Origin of the sequence: Pseudoalteromonas ulvae UL12, from assembly GCF_014925405.1 — a bacterium.
In the GTDB taxonomy this organism is placed as follows: Bacteria; Pseudomonadota; Gammaproteobacteria; order Enterobacterales; family Alteromonadaceae; genus Pseudoalteromonas; species Pseudoalteromonas ulvae.
Window position 1 is genome coordinate 220,189 of the sequence record NZ_AQHJ01000022.1, and the last position, 16,238, is coordinate 236,426.

The following is a 16,238-nucleotide window of genomic DNA, read 5'->3' on the forward strand; positions in this document are numbered from 1 at the left end:
TAATTGTGAATATATGCAGGGGTCGCATTTACATCACCGGCACGGCGAATTATCACCGTATCACCAATTTTGACACCTAAGCGTTCAATTTCGTCTTGATTATGTAATGTCGCATTCGAGACAGTGACACCACCGACAAACACCGGCTCCAAACGGGCGACAGGGGTAATTGCGCCTGTGCGCCCAACTTGAAACTCAACATCCAATAATTGGGTGATCTCTTCTTGTGCAGGAAACTTATACGCAATCGCCCAGCGCGGAGCACGTGCAACAAAGCCTAAGGTTTGTTGCAGTGCTTTTTCATTAACTTTGATCACCACCCCATCAATTTCATATTTAAGGGTACTGCGCCGAGTCATAATATCTTGATAATACGCCAATGCCTCATCTACGCCCGTCACCAGCTTCGTTTCTGGGCTCATGGGTAATCCCCAATCGCCGAGAGCTTGCAACTGCGCGTAATGATCATCCGGCACTACGCCCCCTTCAATAATGCCCATCCCATAGGCATAAAACATCAATGGGCGGTTGGCGGTCACTTTCGAGTCAAGTTGACGCAAGCTGCCTGCGGCTGCATTACGTGGGTTTGCAAACACTTTGCTGTCGTTTTTAAGCGCGTTTTCATTCATTTTATTAAAACCAGCGCTATCCATAAAGACTTCACCGCGCACCTCTAAGCGTGCCGGCACGGTATCTCCACGCAGTTTTAGTGGTACATTACGAATGGTTTTCACATTTTCAGTAATGTTTTCACCGGTTTGACCATCGCCGCGGGTAGCCGCTCTGACTAACACTCCATTTTCGTACAAAATCGAGACAGCTAAGCCATCGAGTTTGGGTTCGCAGCAAAAGGTCAGTGTTGAGGTATCTTTTAATCTATCTTGCAAGCGCTTATTAAAGCTACGAAATTCTACTTCATCAAACGCGTTATCTAAGGACAACATTGGCACTAAATGCGTGACTTGACTGAAATGACTCAGCGCTTCCCCACCCACTTTCTGACTCGGTGAGTCGGCGGTTAGTAAGTCTGGATGAGTCGTTTCAAGTGCGATCAGCTCTCGCATTAAACGGTCGTACTCAGCATCAGGAATGCTTGGGTTATCCAACACATAATATTGATAATTGTGTTCTTCTAATTGGGTTTTAAGTGCTGTAATCGCTTCGGTGACTGCGTGTGTCATACTTACCTCGTGGACTGCCACATCCATACTCTTTTAATGGCCAATCATTGGCTTAAAATGAAAAAGCCACCAAATATTGGTGGCCAATTGCTTTAATAACTTAACGGTGTTTATTGATCAAATTCACGAATTTTTTCAACATATTGACGAACCATCGCCACAGTTAAAAGTTCTCGGTTATGATCGTACACTTGGGCTCCAAATTCATCGGCCAGTTTCTTCGCCGCACTATGCAACATATTAAATGCGGGTAAACTATCGCCTTCACAAGGCAACGTCATAAATAAACTCACCCCCGCTGTACTCAGTTGTTCCATATTATCGATATCAAACGTGCCCGGATTAAACATATTCACTAAACGAAATAGCACAGCACCGTTGCCTGAAGGATCTTGATGACGGTTGAAAAACCCTTCTGGCGAAAACTTAAAGCCAAGAGACAGTAACAATGGCAATAAAGAGGCCCCTTGCATACTTAAGCCTTCAGGCATTTGAATATGTAAAATAATAAAGTCCGCAGGTACATCACTGTTAGTTGGCTCGGCACTTTGCGGCTGGGCTTCATTGTCAGCGACAGCATAATCATCATCTAAGTCATCGAGATTATTTAAATCAATTTTATCGAGTTCTGCATTGGGTGCTTCATTGGCGACATTGATAGAAATATTGCCTAATTCAGGTTCATCGCGATCTGCACTAAAACGTGGTTGCACTGATTGCTCGACCGGCTCATGAGCTGGCGTTGGATTTGATACAGCGGGCGCTTCGGTTTGATCCTTTTTACGCACTGACCACAGTCCATGTAACAATAAACCACCAATTACCAGCGCACTGATAATCACTAACACCCATCTTAATTCGTCGGCCATCCGAATACCTTTATATTATTGATTCCAAGAGTATATCTATGTTTATGCTATGTTGTCAGCCCACTTTCGACAGTTAACAACACAATCAAGCTTAAAAATTGTAGACCCTATATAAATAGCAAACTATTCATTGATTTTAAATAGCTTTTGCCATCTCAACGGCCTGTTCTATATCAACAGAAACCATTCTTGACACCCCAGGCTCTGCCATCGTGACACCCGTCAATCGCCCGGCCATCTCCATCGCCACTTTGTTATGGCTAATATAGATAAACTGCACCGTTTGTGACATTTCTTCAACTAAACGACAAAAACGCCCGACATTTGCGTCATCAAGGGGAGCATCAACCTCATCCAGCATACAAAATGGCGCTGGATTAAGCCTAAATATAGAAAACACTAATGATAATGCGGTCAGCGCTTTTTCTCCACCACTTAACAAGTGAATTGTAGAGTTTTTCTTACCGGGTGGGCGCGCCATGATAGTGACACCACTTTCAAGCATGTCATCTGAGGTTAATTCTAAGTACGCTTGCCCGCCACCAAACACTTTGGGAAATAAATCAGCTAAGTCATGATTGATTTGATCAAACGTTTGGCGAAATAAGCTTTTCGTTTCACGATCGATTTTTCCAATTGCACCTTCTAAGGTGTCCAGTGCATCGACCAAATCTTGATATTGCTCATCTAAATATGTTTTACGCGCTTTGGCTTGTTCAAATTCATCAATCGCCGCAAGGTTAATCGCCCCAAGCAAGCGTATTTTGTCACTCACTTGATTCAATCGAGCCTGCCAACGTGTTGGGTTGGCATCAGCACTGAGTTGCTCAACGACGTCTTTGAGTTGCACATTCAATTCACTCAAGGGTTCAAGCGCTGCGCTGGCTTTTAATTGACTTGCCTGTAGGGCCAATGCTAAATCTTGGCGCTGGGCTTCTAAGGCAAGCAGTTGCTGCTGCGACGCTTGTAAACCTTGCTCTTTTTGCTGCAGCTCTTCTTTCTTTTGCGCAAGTTTTTGCTCCATCTCGACTTGATGCGTTTGCGCAATCACTTCTTGCTCAAGTGTTTCTTGCATTGACTGGGCAACATCTTCCAGAGGAAGCGCCATCTCATCTAATCGCATTATCAACTGTGCACATTGCGCAGCTAGCTGCTGCTCACTTTGCTGTGCGGTTGCTTGTTGTTGCACTATCAGTTGGTAAGCACTTTTGAGGCTTTCAATATTGAGAGACTGTTTATGCAGCTGCGCTTTGGCTTGATTTAACGTACTCTGCTGGTGATTAATATTCAGTTTATGGCTTTGATACGCTTGCTCTGCGGATTGCGCACGCAAAACAATATCATCAACATTCATCTCTAATTCGGTTTGAGCATCAAGCGCAGCCTCTAAATCAAGATTTAGGGTCTGCTCAGTGTCACTAAATTCAGCAATCGATGTGACTAATTGGTCATATTGATGCTGCCAGTGCTGTTGCGAGGCAGTTTTAACTTCAATTTTACTTTGTAAGGCGGCATCTTGTTGTGCGGCTGTATGAATGGTCTGTTTAATATCGGCTAATTGCTGATTAAACTCTGTCACTTGCCGTTGCTGCTCGGTTAATTTTCGCTCGCTATCATTGAGTCGTTGTTCAACCGCGTGTTGTTGTATTTTAAACTCGGAGATCTTTCTTAACTTTAATAAGATAGAGTCAGTATGCGCCTGCTCATTTGGTTCAATATGCCAATTAGGGCCAATGAAAAGACCCGATGAAGCCATCGCACCTATCCATTGTTGCTGCTCCCAATCAATCGATTGATCAGAATTGTCGAGATATAAAATACGATCAAGCCACTGCGGGTACACCCCAGAAATAATGAATTGACTGAGCGCGTTGTCAGGCGCTGTGTAATCACTTGGCCAAATAGCAGAGCCCTCACCTGATTGGTTTTCTCTAACCAGAGCATGACTAAACTGAGTCAGCGCTTGTTCTATCACACACTCAAATCCTGGCTGAACCTCAAGCTGATGCAACACATTTGTGTGTGAATGACTCTGTTGCTCTACCTGAACCACATCACCTAACGCCTCTAAATGCGCATTTAAGGTGGTGAGCTCTTTTTGTTGAGTGCGAACCTGTTGCAATGCAACATCCAGCATACGCTGGGCTTCGTGCAAGCCGTTTTCGACCTGTTCTTGTATTGCTTTATCGTTTGCAAGCTGCGTTTTACACTGCTGAACGTGCGCTTTGAGCACATCAAGCTCTGCCCGTAAGTCTTGCTGCTGTAAGGCTGATAATTGTTGCTGTTTATCTTGTTGCTGCTGTTGTAGCTGCTGTAATTTCAACTGAGCAGCTTGAACTTGATGTTGGCTGGTTTGTAATTGCTTTTCAACTTGATGATTTTGCCGCTGCGCATCTTGCCAGCGTGTAAATAAACCATCTTCATGTTCACTCAACTCATCAAGAGCCGCATCAAGTAATTCAACTTGCTCACGTTGTATGTCGATGGCCTTTTCTGCGTCGTCGAGTTGAGTTTGCGCAGCTTGATATTGCTGCGCTAAAGACTGCTGAGTGACAGTATTTTTGCTTTGCTGAGATTGTGAGGTTGATAACTGCGCGGTAATGTCAGCATGTTGCAGCTGCAAACTGATTTTTTGTTGTTCAAATTTGGTATGTTGGTTGGCCAGTAAAAAGACCTGCTGCTGGGCAGTTTGAAATTGAGCTTCTATCTCACCGAGTGCTGTTTTTAAAGCCAACAACACATCATCATGACCTGAGTGCGCCTGTTTAAAAAATGTAATTTTTTGCTCAAGTTCCGTTAAGGTAGATTCTGTTTGCTGTGATTTGTCGTTAAGTTGCTGCCAACGCAACACCGCAAGTTCGCTTTTATATTGGCGCTCTTGTTGTTTTAAGTCGCGATACTGCGCTGCTTGCTCTGCTTGAACGGTGAGTTTGTCGAGCTGGGTTTGTAACTCTTGACGCAAATCGAGTAAACGTTCGAGGTTTTCTTTGGTGCTGCGAAGGCGCGTTTCGGTTTCTCGTCGTCGCTCTTTATATTTAGATACGCCCGCTGCTTCTTCGATAAACACCCGTAACTCTTGTGGCTTACTTTCGATTAAACGCGAAATCATCCCTTGTTCGATAATCGCGTAACTGCGCGGGCCTAAACCTGTGCCTAAAAAGATATCGGTGATATCTCGTTTACGACATTTAGTTCCATTGAGGTAATAAAAGGACTGGCCATCGCGAGTGACGAGGCGCTTGATTGCGACTTGATTTCGGTCAACTAACGAGCCGGCTAAATACCCTTGAGTATTATCAAACAATAATTCAACTGAGGCCTGTGACACAGGTTTACGGTTTGTCGAACCATTAAAAATGACATCTGTCATGGCATCACCACGCAGATTTTTCGCTGAGCTTTCGCCAAGTACCCAACGCACAGCATCAATGACATTCGATTTGCCACAGCCATTAGGCCCGACAACACAGGTCATTTTATCTGGAAAAGGGATTTTGGTTGGTTCTACAAAGGATTTGAAACCAGCTAATTTTATAGTGCTTAAGCGCATCTTATTATTTATTAAGTTCGACAGCGTTGACTGTAGCAGATCGGCCTTGCAATTTTAATACTTTTGCCATCATTTGTATGCCCCGTTATGCAACATGGTGTTACAAATCAACTTCTCACACTATTCCCATTAAAAATATCGCCCCTTATAATGAAAAAAAATTCCTCGGTGGTAGACAATGCAACTTTCTCAAGGTTTTCAATATTTTTTAAGTGGATTTAATTTAATTTCAAATAAAGGGCTTAAACGCTTTGTGTTTATTCCGCTGTTAATCAATTTACTGATTTTCGGTGGTTCGCTCTTTTTTATTGTCGACTGGCTAACCCAAGGCATCGCTTACTTCAATGACTTTTTACCTAGTTGGTTAAGCTGGCTTGAGTGGTTAATCTGGCCTATCGCAATTTTAGTGATTTTATTCACCTATTCGACTGTGTTTTCAGTGATCACCAATTTTATCGCTGCCCCGTTTAATGGCTTATTGTCAGAAAAAGTTGAGCTTCACCTCACAGGTCAACGCGTCAATGATGATGGTTTTGCCGATTTACTCAAAGATGTGCCGCGTATGCTGGGCCGCGAACTCAGTAAATTGCTCTACTATCTACCAAAAGCGATCGGCTTTTTTATCTTATTGTGGATTTTACCTGTCGCAGGGCAAATTCTCTGGATAGGCTTTACATGCTGGATGTTTGCTGTGCAGTACAATGATTACCCGTTTGATAACCACAAAATAAAATTTACCGAGACACGCCATAAACTCAAGCAAAATCAAGGGTTATCTTATGGGTTTGGTCTTGCAGTCATGCTATTTACTATGATACCAATAATAAACCTGATTGTGATGCCTGTTGCAGTGTGTGGCGCAACACGTTTATGGGTCGAGCAATTTAGACACGACTATCGCAATGAGTAATTACGATGACTCAGTCGCACATGCGGTGTATTGAGCTAAGCTAATACACTTGCCACTGAACCAACAATTAATAATAACAAGGAGAAAGTGAGTATGAGGATCCCAATATTTCAAGTTGATGCTTTTTCAGAGCACCAGTTTAAAGGCAACCCTGCTGCAGTCATGCCACTCAATGCTTGGCTCAGTGACGAGCAGTTACAACAGATTGCCGCCGAAAACAATTTATCTGAAACTGCTTTTTACATTGTGGACAGCGACCATATTCACTTACGTTGGTTCACTCCGACAACCGAGGTCGACCTGTGTGGTCATGCAACGTTAGCCACCGCATGGGTATTGGTGAACGAGTACCATTACCCAGAGCAGACAATGCGTTTTAAAACCTGCTCAGGGCTCTTAACCGTCAAACACGACAATGGTATCTTTGAACTGGATTTCCCAGCTAACCATGCCAAAGAATGCTCGGTCAAAGCCCCTCTTTTGACTGCCTTTGGGGAAACGCCCCTTGAAATTTTATCGGCTGATGATTATTTGCTGTTATTTAAAGATGAGCAAACCATTCGCGAACTCAAACCTGATTTTGCCTTGTTGTCTCAGTTACCTTTACGCGGTGTGATTGCAACCGCCCGAGGCGACACGGTTGATTTTGTGTCTCGCTGGTTTGGCCCAAATGTCGGAGTAGAAGAAGATCCGGTGACGGGCTCTGCCCATACAGTCCTTGCGCCCTACTGGGCAAATAAACTTGATAAAACTCGACTCACTGCCACACAAGTTTCAAAGCGCAGCGGTGATTTAATCTGTGAACTCAAAGGTGATCGGGTGTTAATTAGTGGCAGAGCAAACCTTTATTTAAAAGGCGAAGTATATTTAGCCTGATAATATCAACGCAGATAGAATAACCGAAAATTAAGAACATCGTTTTATCGGTTATTCTATCTGCAACACTCAATGAAAGATTGATGTTAACCCTACGATCAGCACATCGCTTGAAACGACACATAGACCTAGGCAAATTACTAGCCAAACAAATCACCTTATTTTAGTGCAAGCAAGTGACTATTTAGATACAGAAATCCTGTTTAAGATTAAATGCCAATTTTTTAAGCTAACTCCCACCAGCAATAGCAATGCCCATTATTTAATACACCAAAAATCGACACAAGCATGCTCAAATTTAACACCGATTACGACCCATATGAGTATGGAGAATCGATTTTGTTGTTCAATTGACAATAATTTTTATATCTCGCCATAAAACTGCTAAATTTAAGGTCTAGCGATACATGATTTGGCAATGGTTGCGCTATGACACTCGCTTATCTAGGGTCGAAAATTGATAGAGAGTGTGCTTTGCACTCGTTAACGAGTGAAACAGATAAGTATTCACGATATTGATAGTGAACATTTATTTCATATATACAAATTATTATGCAAGTACGATACAATTTGCAGCCGTGTAAAAGGTATCGTCAAAATATCGCAAGTAAAACCAGCTTTTAGTGTGCTGGTAAAAAAAGCTTTTTCAATAGGGCATTACGAGACACTGTAAAATCAGTTAAAATGCTTAACTTCATATCTAGTTAAAATACCGAGAGTTTTCTATGAGTTTGTATACAGAATACATGGAAGAAATCCAAACCCGTAAAGCGGAACTTGGATTAAGCCCAAAACCAATCGATAGTGCAGATCTACTATCTGAAATCATCGCTCAAATTAAAGATACAAAGAATGAGCACCGTAAAGATTCATTAAACTTCTTTATCTACAATACATTGCCAGGTACGACTAGCGCTGCTGGCGTGAAAGCACAATTTCTTAAAGAAATAATCTTAGGTCAAGAATCAGTCGCAGAAATCACTGCTGAGTTTGCTTTTGAATTGCTTTCACACATGAAAGGCGGCCCTTCAATCGAAGTGCTACTTGAACTCGCATTAGGTAATGATGCAGCCGTTGCAACTCAAGCCGCTGACGTACTTAAAACTCAAGTATTCTTATACGATGCTGACATGGCGCGTATAAAATCAGCATATGAAGCAGGTAACGCTGTTGCTAAAGAATTACTTGAAAGCTTCGCACAAGCTGAGTTTTTCACCAAACTACCTGAAATCGCAGAAAAAATTGACGTAGTCACTTACATTGCTGGTGAAGGCGATATCTCTACAGATTTATTGTCTCCTGGTAACCAAGCACACTCACGTGCTGACCGTGAATTACACGGTAAATGTATGATCACAGAAGAAGCGCAACAAGAAATCGTTGAACTTCAGAAAAAGCACCCAAATGCAAAAGTAATGCTGATTGCTGAAAAAGGCACCATGGGCGTAGGTTCATCACGTATGTCGGGTGTGAACAACGTTGCACTTTGGGCCGGTAAACAAGCAAGTCCTTACGTGCCATTCATTAACATTGCTCCTGTTGTTGCTGGTACTAACGGTATCGCGCCAATCTTCTTAACCACGGTTGATGTAACCGGTGGTATTGGTCTTGACCTTAAAAACTGGGTGAAGAAAACCGATGAAAATGGCAATACAGTCACCGATGCAAATGGCGATGCTGTGCTTGAAGAAGCTTACTCTGTTGCAACGGGTACTGTGTTAACCATTAATACTAAAGAGAAAAAACTTTATAACGGTGACAAAGAATTAGTTGATGTATCATCAGCATTCACACCGCAAAAAGTTGAGTTCATGAAAGCAGGTGGTTCTTACGCTGTTGTTTTCGGTAAAAAACTACAAACGTTTGCTGCTGAAACTTTAGGCATTGCTACACCACTTGTTTATGCACCATCTAAAGAAATTTCACACGCAGGCCAAGGCCTAACAGCGGTTGAAAAAATCTTCAACCGTAATGCAGTAGGTGTATTGTCTGACTCTCCACTTCACGCGGGCTCAAATGTGCGTGTTAAAGTGAATATCGTTGGTTCGCAAGATACAACGGGCCCTATGACCTCTCAAGAACTTGAAGCTATGGCTGCTTCAACGATTTCACCTCTTGTTGATGGTGCCTACCAGTCTGGTTGTCATACTGCGTCGGTTTGGGATAGCAAAGCACAAGCAAACATTCCTAAGCTAATGGCGTTCATGAATAAATTCGGTTTGATCACTGCACGTGATCCTGAAGGTATTTACCATTCAATGACTGACGTTATTCACAAAGTACTCAACGACATCACTGTTGATGACCGTTCAATCATTATTGGTGGTGACTCGCATACTCGTATGTCTAAAGGTGTTGCATTTGGTGCCGACTCTGGCACGGTTGCAATTGCACTGGCTACAGGCGAATCAGCCATGCCAATTCCTGACTCAGTAAAAGTCACGTTTAAAGGCGCAATGGCTAAGCACATGGACTTCCGTGATGTTGTACACGCCACGCAAGCACAAATGCTGAAGCAATTTGGTGGTGAGAACGTTTTCCAAGGTCGCATCATTGAAGTGCACATTGGTACGTTAATGGCTGACCAAGCGTTTACCTTCACTGACTGGACTGCAGAAATGAAAGCAAAAGCTTCAATCTGTATTTCAAACGACGAAACACTGATCAAATCAATTGAACTGGCTAAAAGCCGTATTCAGATCATGATCAACAAAGGAATGGATAACAAAGCGCAAACACTTCAAGGTCTTATCGACTTAGCTGACAAGCGTATTGCTGGAATAAAATCAGGTGAAGAACCTGCATTAGCACCAGATGACAACGCGAAGTATTTCGCAGAAGTGGTCGTTGATCTAAACGAAATCGTTGAGCCAATGATTGCCGATCCAGACGTGAACAATGACGATGTATCCAAGCGTTATACCCACGATGTCATTCGCCCTGTATCTTTCTATAACGACAAGCCAGTTGACTTAGGGTTTGTTGGTTCGTGTATGGTTCATAAAGGCGATATGAAGATCATCGCTCACATGCTACGTAACCTTGAAAAGAAAAATGGCTCAATCGAGTTTAAAGCTCCGCTAGTTGTTGCGCCACCAACGTATAACATCGTTGATGAACTAAAAGCAGAAGGCGATTGGGATATTCTATCTAAGTACGCAGGTTTTGAATTTGACGATGCGAAACCTAAAACAGCGGCACGTACAAAATACGAAAATATTTTATACCTAGAACGCCCTGGCTGTAACTTATGTATGGGTAACCAAGAAAAAGCAGAACCTGGCGACACAGTTATCGCAACATCAACGCGTCTTTTCCAAGGTCGTGTTGTAGCCGATACAACTGAAAAGAAAGGTGAATCTTTGCTGGGTTCAACCCCGTTAGTTGTTCTTTCAACTGTACTAGGTCGTTTCCCTTCAATGGACGAGTATAAAGCTGCAGTAGAAGGCATTGACCTGACTGCATTTACCCCTGTTGAAGAAGCAATGACAACTAAGTTCAATGCTGGACAAGTGGTACCTGTAAAGGTTGTTAACTAATTCTTAAGAATTAAGTAACGAAAAAGCGCGTTTATAACGCGCTTTTTTATGCCCTAAAAAAGTAGTTCTACTCGACGTTAAACTGACTTAGCTGACAATCAGCTGATGGATGACACTAGGCTTCTTTGTAAACTTACCATGCATTTTACATCACCTAATTACCCGCTATTAACAGCCACCTCGGGATTGTTATAGTCACATTCGAACTGAATCATGTTGGCAATAGAGCTATGCACAATCAGCCTTGAAGATTATTTCCCTTTAGCTGGTGTTTTTATCTTCTGGCGTTTTATATAAAAAAGGGAAGCTAACGCTTCCCTTTTTTAACCTTATGAATAAATGCTAAACAGCTCTGCATTGATCCAAAGATGTACAAGAATACTCGCGGCATAACCAAGAGCAATGACGGGCGCCCATTTTAAATGCCCAAAGAAAGTATAATAACCTCGGGCTTGGCCCATCAATGCCACACCCGCAGCAGAGCCAATAGAGAGTAAGCTTCCGCCGACCCCTGCTGTTAATGTGATTAACAGCCATTGACCATGGGATAACTCCGGCGACATCGCTAGCACTGCAAACATCACAGGAATGTTATCGATGACTGCTGAAATCAGCCCGAGTAGAACATTTGCTGTGGTGGCAGACATGCCCCCATACAGCACTTCAGACATCAAGGTTAAATAACCTAAAAAGCCCAGTCCACCCACGCAAATAACAATGCCGTAAAAGAATAACAAGGTATCCCACTCAGCACGAGAGACTTTAGCAAACACATCAAACGGCACCACACTGCCTAACGACTGCAAGCGTTTGTCGTCTCCCTTACTTTCGGCTTGAGCTTTTTTACGAGCCAATGAGCCTGGAAGTGTCATACGAAGGAAATAACCGAAGAACTGTAAATAACCTAAGCCCATCATCATGCCTAATACCGGAGGCAAATGCAGTAAGCTATGGCACAACACAGCGGTCGCAACAGTGAGTAAGAATAAACATAAAATACGGATCGCACCGCGCTTTAGCTCGACGTCTTCTTGCGCAGCTGCGGGTTGTTTACGCTCCACAAAGAAACTCATCACCGCCGCTGGCACTAAATAATTCGTCACTGAAGGTAAGAACAAAGCAAAGAATTCTATAAACTCCACTTTACCAGCTTGCCACACCATCAGGGTGGTAATATCACCAAATGGACTAAATGCCCCACCCGCATTCGCTGCAATCACTATGTTAATACAACACAAATTAATAAACTTTTTATCACCCTCTGCAACTTTCATCACCACTGCACACATTAATAAGGCCGTGGTTAAGTTATCTGCAATAGGAGAAATAAAGAACGATAACCAGCCCGTTAGCCAAAACAAAGCAGGATAACTAAAGCCTTTTCGCACCATCCAAGCGCGTAACGCATCAAAAACACGTCGCTCTTCAAGCGCATTGATATAAGTCATGGCTACTAATAAAAACAGCATTAACTCAGCAAACTCAAGTAAATTATGCCTAAACGCCGCCTCTGTCACACCCGGCATGCCATTATTAATGTAATAACTACCGATTAGAATCCAAATCAAACCCGCTGCCACTAACACCGGTTTTGATTTACGCATATGAAGTTTTTCTTCAAGCATAACCAGCGCATAGGCCAATACAAAAATAGCGATACAAATAAAGCCTACCGTGCTGGTTGTTAAATCAAGGGGCTGCCCGCCGGTGGTGGATGCAGCCAATAAAGATGGCGTGAACAGCAAAGAGCTGAGCACTAATAGACATAAATACAACTTATTATTCATCGTGATGCCTTGTATAGAAGTGACAGGAGTTGTTATAAATCGCGCGCACTTTAACACATAAAATTAACAACCTGCATACGACAGAAGTCGAAATTTCAGCATTTTTAACGAATAGCGAAAATAACACACAAAAATGTGCTTAATTGAGTTAAATAGAGGAGTTCACAACGGTCAAAATAAACAAAGAAATGAGGCTCATACCGATAAGTGCAGATGAGCCATTATTGAAACAGCAACTTGGTTTTGCCATAACTTTCGCTTATGTATGTTTAGCTAAAAGTCGTTAAAGAACTGACCCTAATCACTGGCTATTAAGACTACACAGCAAAACCACATAAGCGGTTACGTTTTATACGTTCAGTTTTGTTTCTTGCGAGCAACTAAGTGAGTCTAATCTCTTAAATCTATCAGGCATTACAGCGTAAATTACAGAACACAAAGTAATGATATAGGACGCAAGAAAAATAAACCCTATGGTCAAAAACGCATCGGTTTTACATTGTTCATCTGCCATCGAACAATAATAAAAATCAACCAGTATGGGGGTTAACGCTCCCATCAAAACAATCAGTAAATAACTGCTTCTCTCTGAGAGTTTTAATTGAATGATAATTGACAATATTATAAATACGGGTGCCACTGTGATGAGAATTGACGTCATCGAAACTATCCTTGTTTGTTTTTGGCATCGAGCCAACGCTATGAACACGTATAAGCATAGCTAACATTTACGAAAAATACTGGCCAGTTAAGTAAATATTATACGTAGGTTACGCGTTTATTTGACTCACGTTTCGACAATCTCCACCGCAACCGGAACAACTGAAAAAACCAATCAGCCAGAGATAGCTTGAAGATTAAACAAGCTTACGATTGGTGAGCGCAACGCTTAGCTAAGCAGAAAAATTCACTTAGGCTAAACCGCGCAGTGCAAACCAACGGTTACTTACTTCGTCCAATATTTAAAAACGAGTCTAAAACTTCAAAAGTGAAATCTTGAAACCTCTCTTCACAATGCGCGTTCACACCACAGTTTGCAAATGCGGTAATACTTATATCACCATCAGGTATATAAATATTTTGAGTAAAATAGCCAAACTCTGTACCACCATGGTGATAGAATTTTTTCCCATTCACTTTTTCCACCCAAATACCAAGCCCATAATAAAAGTCTGATGAAGGATAAAATCGTGGCCCACTAGATTCGACCAAATTATCTTCACCGATCATGTCCACCCTTACGCTGGGACTAATGACATTATTGTCAACCACAATAGCTCTTAATAGTTTAGCCATATCATTAACACTTGAAGCCAAAGGAGCATCGGACGTGGCTGTTGTTCCAATAATTTCTTTAGTATCAAACCACACATTCATTGGCAGTGGAAAAGTTGGATCTTCATCATTTATAAAGAACCCCGAAGCCGGCTCAGGTTTATGCTCTTCAACACCCTTTGAATAGCTGGATGTCATGTTTAATGGTAACAAAACTTTATTTCTAATAGCTTTTGACGGGTGTGCTTTTAATACGCGCTCCAAAATTACTCCAGCTAATGCATAACCCGTATTTGAATATGAATGCCCTTCTCCAGGCTTAAAGTCGGCTGGTTGGTTCAATGCAAAGCTTAAAGGAAACATGTCTGTAGTCACTTTATCTTTTAGAGCGTATTGCGCTTTAAAAAAATCATACTCACCAGCGTCGTTATATTCAAAAATTCCGCTGGTGTGATTTAACAGCTGCCGCAAAGTCATTTTGTCTGAATATTGAATTTTACTTAGTAACTGACTGTCAAGATATTGATTTATAGGTGCATCGAGACTGATAACGCCTTCATCCGCCAACATAGCCACCAAAAGCGCAGTTAATTTTTTACCCGCACTGCCATTGGGTATGACAACATCGGTTGTCATTGGCCTCTTTTTTTCTAAGTCTTTAAAACCAGCACTACCAATGTAACAACCACTTTTTGATTCAACCAAGAGTACCGCACCGGGGATGTGCTTAGAGATAAGATTATCTAGCATAGGTTGATATTTATAGTGGTAATCAACACGCTTGTTTGCTTGTTTTTCTCCCTGCACACTACTGGAGAATAAAAATGCAATAATAATGAGCAGTTTAAATAAGTAATCTTTCTTCATAAGATTCATTCATAACTCAAATATATCGGCAAGTGCAGCCATACCGACCAAAACAGCGAGGAACTTGTTGCGAGTGCAACGGCAGGTGACCACGATTGTTATGTTTGTTTAAAGCCACACCAAGCCTGAATAAGGTTTGTTTCTCGAACTTAATGAGCAACTTAACCTGTTTGTTAGCCGCTAAACGCTCAGGTAACACAATATACTGACCAACATAAATAACACCCATGAAAAGTGCTTACCTTTGGTAAAATATGCCGAGCAGATTGAACTCACTAAAAACACCACCGCTACAACATTTAATAAATGGCTTGTGCTTTCAGGGCTATAAGATACCAATAAAGCAGCGAAACCAAACCAAGCAAATGACGTAACATGCCAAGCAAATCTTAACGTACCTTTGGTAAATACATCACTGCCGTATAAATGAGGCAAGTTATCGCGTTTAAACAAGCGGATTAAAATATACTTTTCACCTAATACCGAGTGGATCAGGCCACAAAAAACCAATATTAACGAAGCAAGCAGAATCATCAAATTTCCTTATGTGGCTAACGAGCCTGCAGACTAACTCGTTTTAAATTTGTTTTAATTAATCAACAAACGATAACTGAGTTCCTATTTTGATTCAATTATTTAGTCGGTTTGAGGTGTGCTTAGTTATACTAGCTTGATTGATACTTTTAGCACTCTGTTCAAAATAGCCTATTGATTGTCAAGCCAACAAACGAGCTAATGATGTAATTTATCAAGGATTTGGTTGAATATAACAATTTTCTCTTAAAGCTGATGAAAGAGTCGCTTTAGCACCTAATCTTAACTTTGCACACCCCGATTCAGTATCGATTAGTTCTTTTTGGATTAAAGTAAATTCGCCTTCTTCGGTTGATTTTAATGAATATTTATAGGCTTCATTACTCCCCTCAAATAGTGCAGTAAAAATCCCTCCAACTAACGCTCCCGCAAGGCCTCCAGAAATCATATCTTCATGATTACCATCTAATTCATCAATCACACCTACCGCAGCTCCACCAACAATTCCTGTCTTGACATTCGATGAAAGCATGACATTTTTTATAGATTCAACGGACACATACAATTCCTTAATTATTTCATTTTGATCCGCTCTGTCTATATCTTGTGTCGCGCATCCGTTTAAAAAAAGTAATGCGATAAATAGTCGTTTCATTTTTATTCCCTCAATATATGCATATGGCTTATGTACATAATAGGGAATGATTAAAGAGAAAAATGTATGAATTATGTTCCTTAATTGTAAGGAACTGTAGTACAGGCAAGCAGACTCAGGAGTAACGTCATTTAACTCGAAATGTAAACGACAAAAACGTACTCTTTACAATGGGCTAGTGAACACAAAAAAGCC

The 16,238-nt window shown here is 41.6% G+C and carries 10 protein-coding genes and 1 pseudogene; 3 read left to right on the forward strand and 8 right to left on the reverse strand.

Going from position 1 to position 16,238, the window contains the following annotated elements:
- Positions 1-29 precede the first annotated feature (29 nt).
- From ligA to PULV_RS03265, 3 genes and pseudogenes are all read right to left on the reverse strand, one after another.
- Positions 30-1,181: pseudogene (gene ligA, locus PULV_RS03255) on the reverse strand (NAD-dependent DNA ligase LigA); the annotation flags it as partial.
- Between the two features lie 110 nt (positions 1,182-1,291).
- Positions 1,292-2,050: a cell division protein ZipA gene (locus tag PULV_RS03260; RefSeq protein WP_086742958.1), complete on the reverse strand. Its 759-nt coding sequence runs from the start codon at positions 2,048-2,050 to the stop codon at positions 1,292-1,294.
- A gap of 136 nt (positions 2,051-2,186) precedes the next feature.
- The gene (locus tag PULV_RS03265) at positions 2,187-5,600 is read right to left on the reverse strand and encodes an AAA family ATPase (RefSeq protein WP_193330926.1); all 3,414 of its coding nucleotides are present in this window, start codon (positions 5,598-5,600) and stop codon (positions 2,187-2,189) included.
- A 178-nt stretch (positions 5,601-5,778) separates the two neighbouring features.
- On the opposite strand from PULV_RS03265, the gene cysZ reads away from it, so the two are divergent.
- The 3 genes from cysZ to PULV_RS03280 all read left to right on the forward strand — a co-directional run bounded on the left by cysZ (position 5,779) and on the right by PULV_RS03280 (position 10,925).
- On the forward strand, positions 5,779-6,510 hold the full coding sequence (gene cysZ / locus PULV_RS03270; RefSeq protein WP_193330927.1) for a sulfate transporter CysZ: 732 nt from the start codon (positions 5,779-5,781) through the stop codon (positions 6,508-6,510).
- A gap of 93 nt (positions 6,511-6,603) precedes the next feature.
- Positions 6,604-7,386, forward strand: coding sequence for a PhzF family phenazine biosynthesis protein (locus PULV_RS03275; protein WP_193330928.1), 783 nt, complete (start codon positions 6,604-6,606; stop codon positions 7,384-7,386).
- 725 nt (positions 7,387-8,111) lie between these two features.
- A complete protein-coding gene (locus PULV_RS03280; protein WP_193330929.1) occupies positions 8,112-10,925 on the forward strand; it encodes a bifunctional aconitate hydratase 2/2-methylisocitrate dehydratase in 2,814 nt (937 codons plus the stop codon).
- Between the two features lie 329 nt (positions 10,926-11,254).
- Here PULV_RS03280 and nhaD read toward each other — a convergent pair whose 3' ends face one another.
- From nhaD to PULV_RS03305, 5 genes are all read right to left on the reverse strand, one after another.
- On the reverse strand, positions 11,255-12,712 hold the full coding sequence (gene nhaD, locus PULV_RS03285) for a sodium:proton antiporter NhaD (RefSeq protein WP_086742952.1): 1,458 nt from the start codon (positions 12,710-12,712) through the stop codon (positions 11,255-11,257).
- A gap of 349 nt (positions 12,713-13,061) precedes the next feature.
- On the reverse strand, positions 13,062-13,373 hold the full coding sequence (locus tag PULV_RS03290) for a hypothetical protein (RefSeq protein WP_193330930.1): 312 nt from the start codon (positions 13,371-13,373) through the stop codon (positions 13,062-13,064).
- Positions 13,374-13,654: 281 nt separating this feature from the next.
- Positions 13,655-14,854: a serine hydrolase domain-containing protein gene (locus PULV_RS03295; RefSeq protein WP_176365128.1), complete on the reverse strand. Its 1,200-nt coding sequence runs from the start codon at positions 14,852-14,854 to the stop codon at positions 13,655-13,657.
- Between the two features lie 180 nt (positions 14,855-15,034).
- Complete coding sequence (locus tag PULV_RS03300; RefSeq protein WP_086742949.1) at positions 15,035-15,388, reverse strand: hypothetical protein; 354 nt, start codon at positions 15,386-15,388, stop codon at positions 15,035-15,037.
- Between the two features lie 214 nt (positions 15,389-15,602).
- A complete protein-coding gene (locus tag PULV_RS03305) occupies positions 15,603-16,043 on the reverse strand; it encodes a hypothetical protein (RefSeq protein WP_086742948.1) in 441 nt (146 codons plus the stop codon).
- Positions 16,044-16,238: the final 195 nt, after the last annotated feature.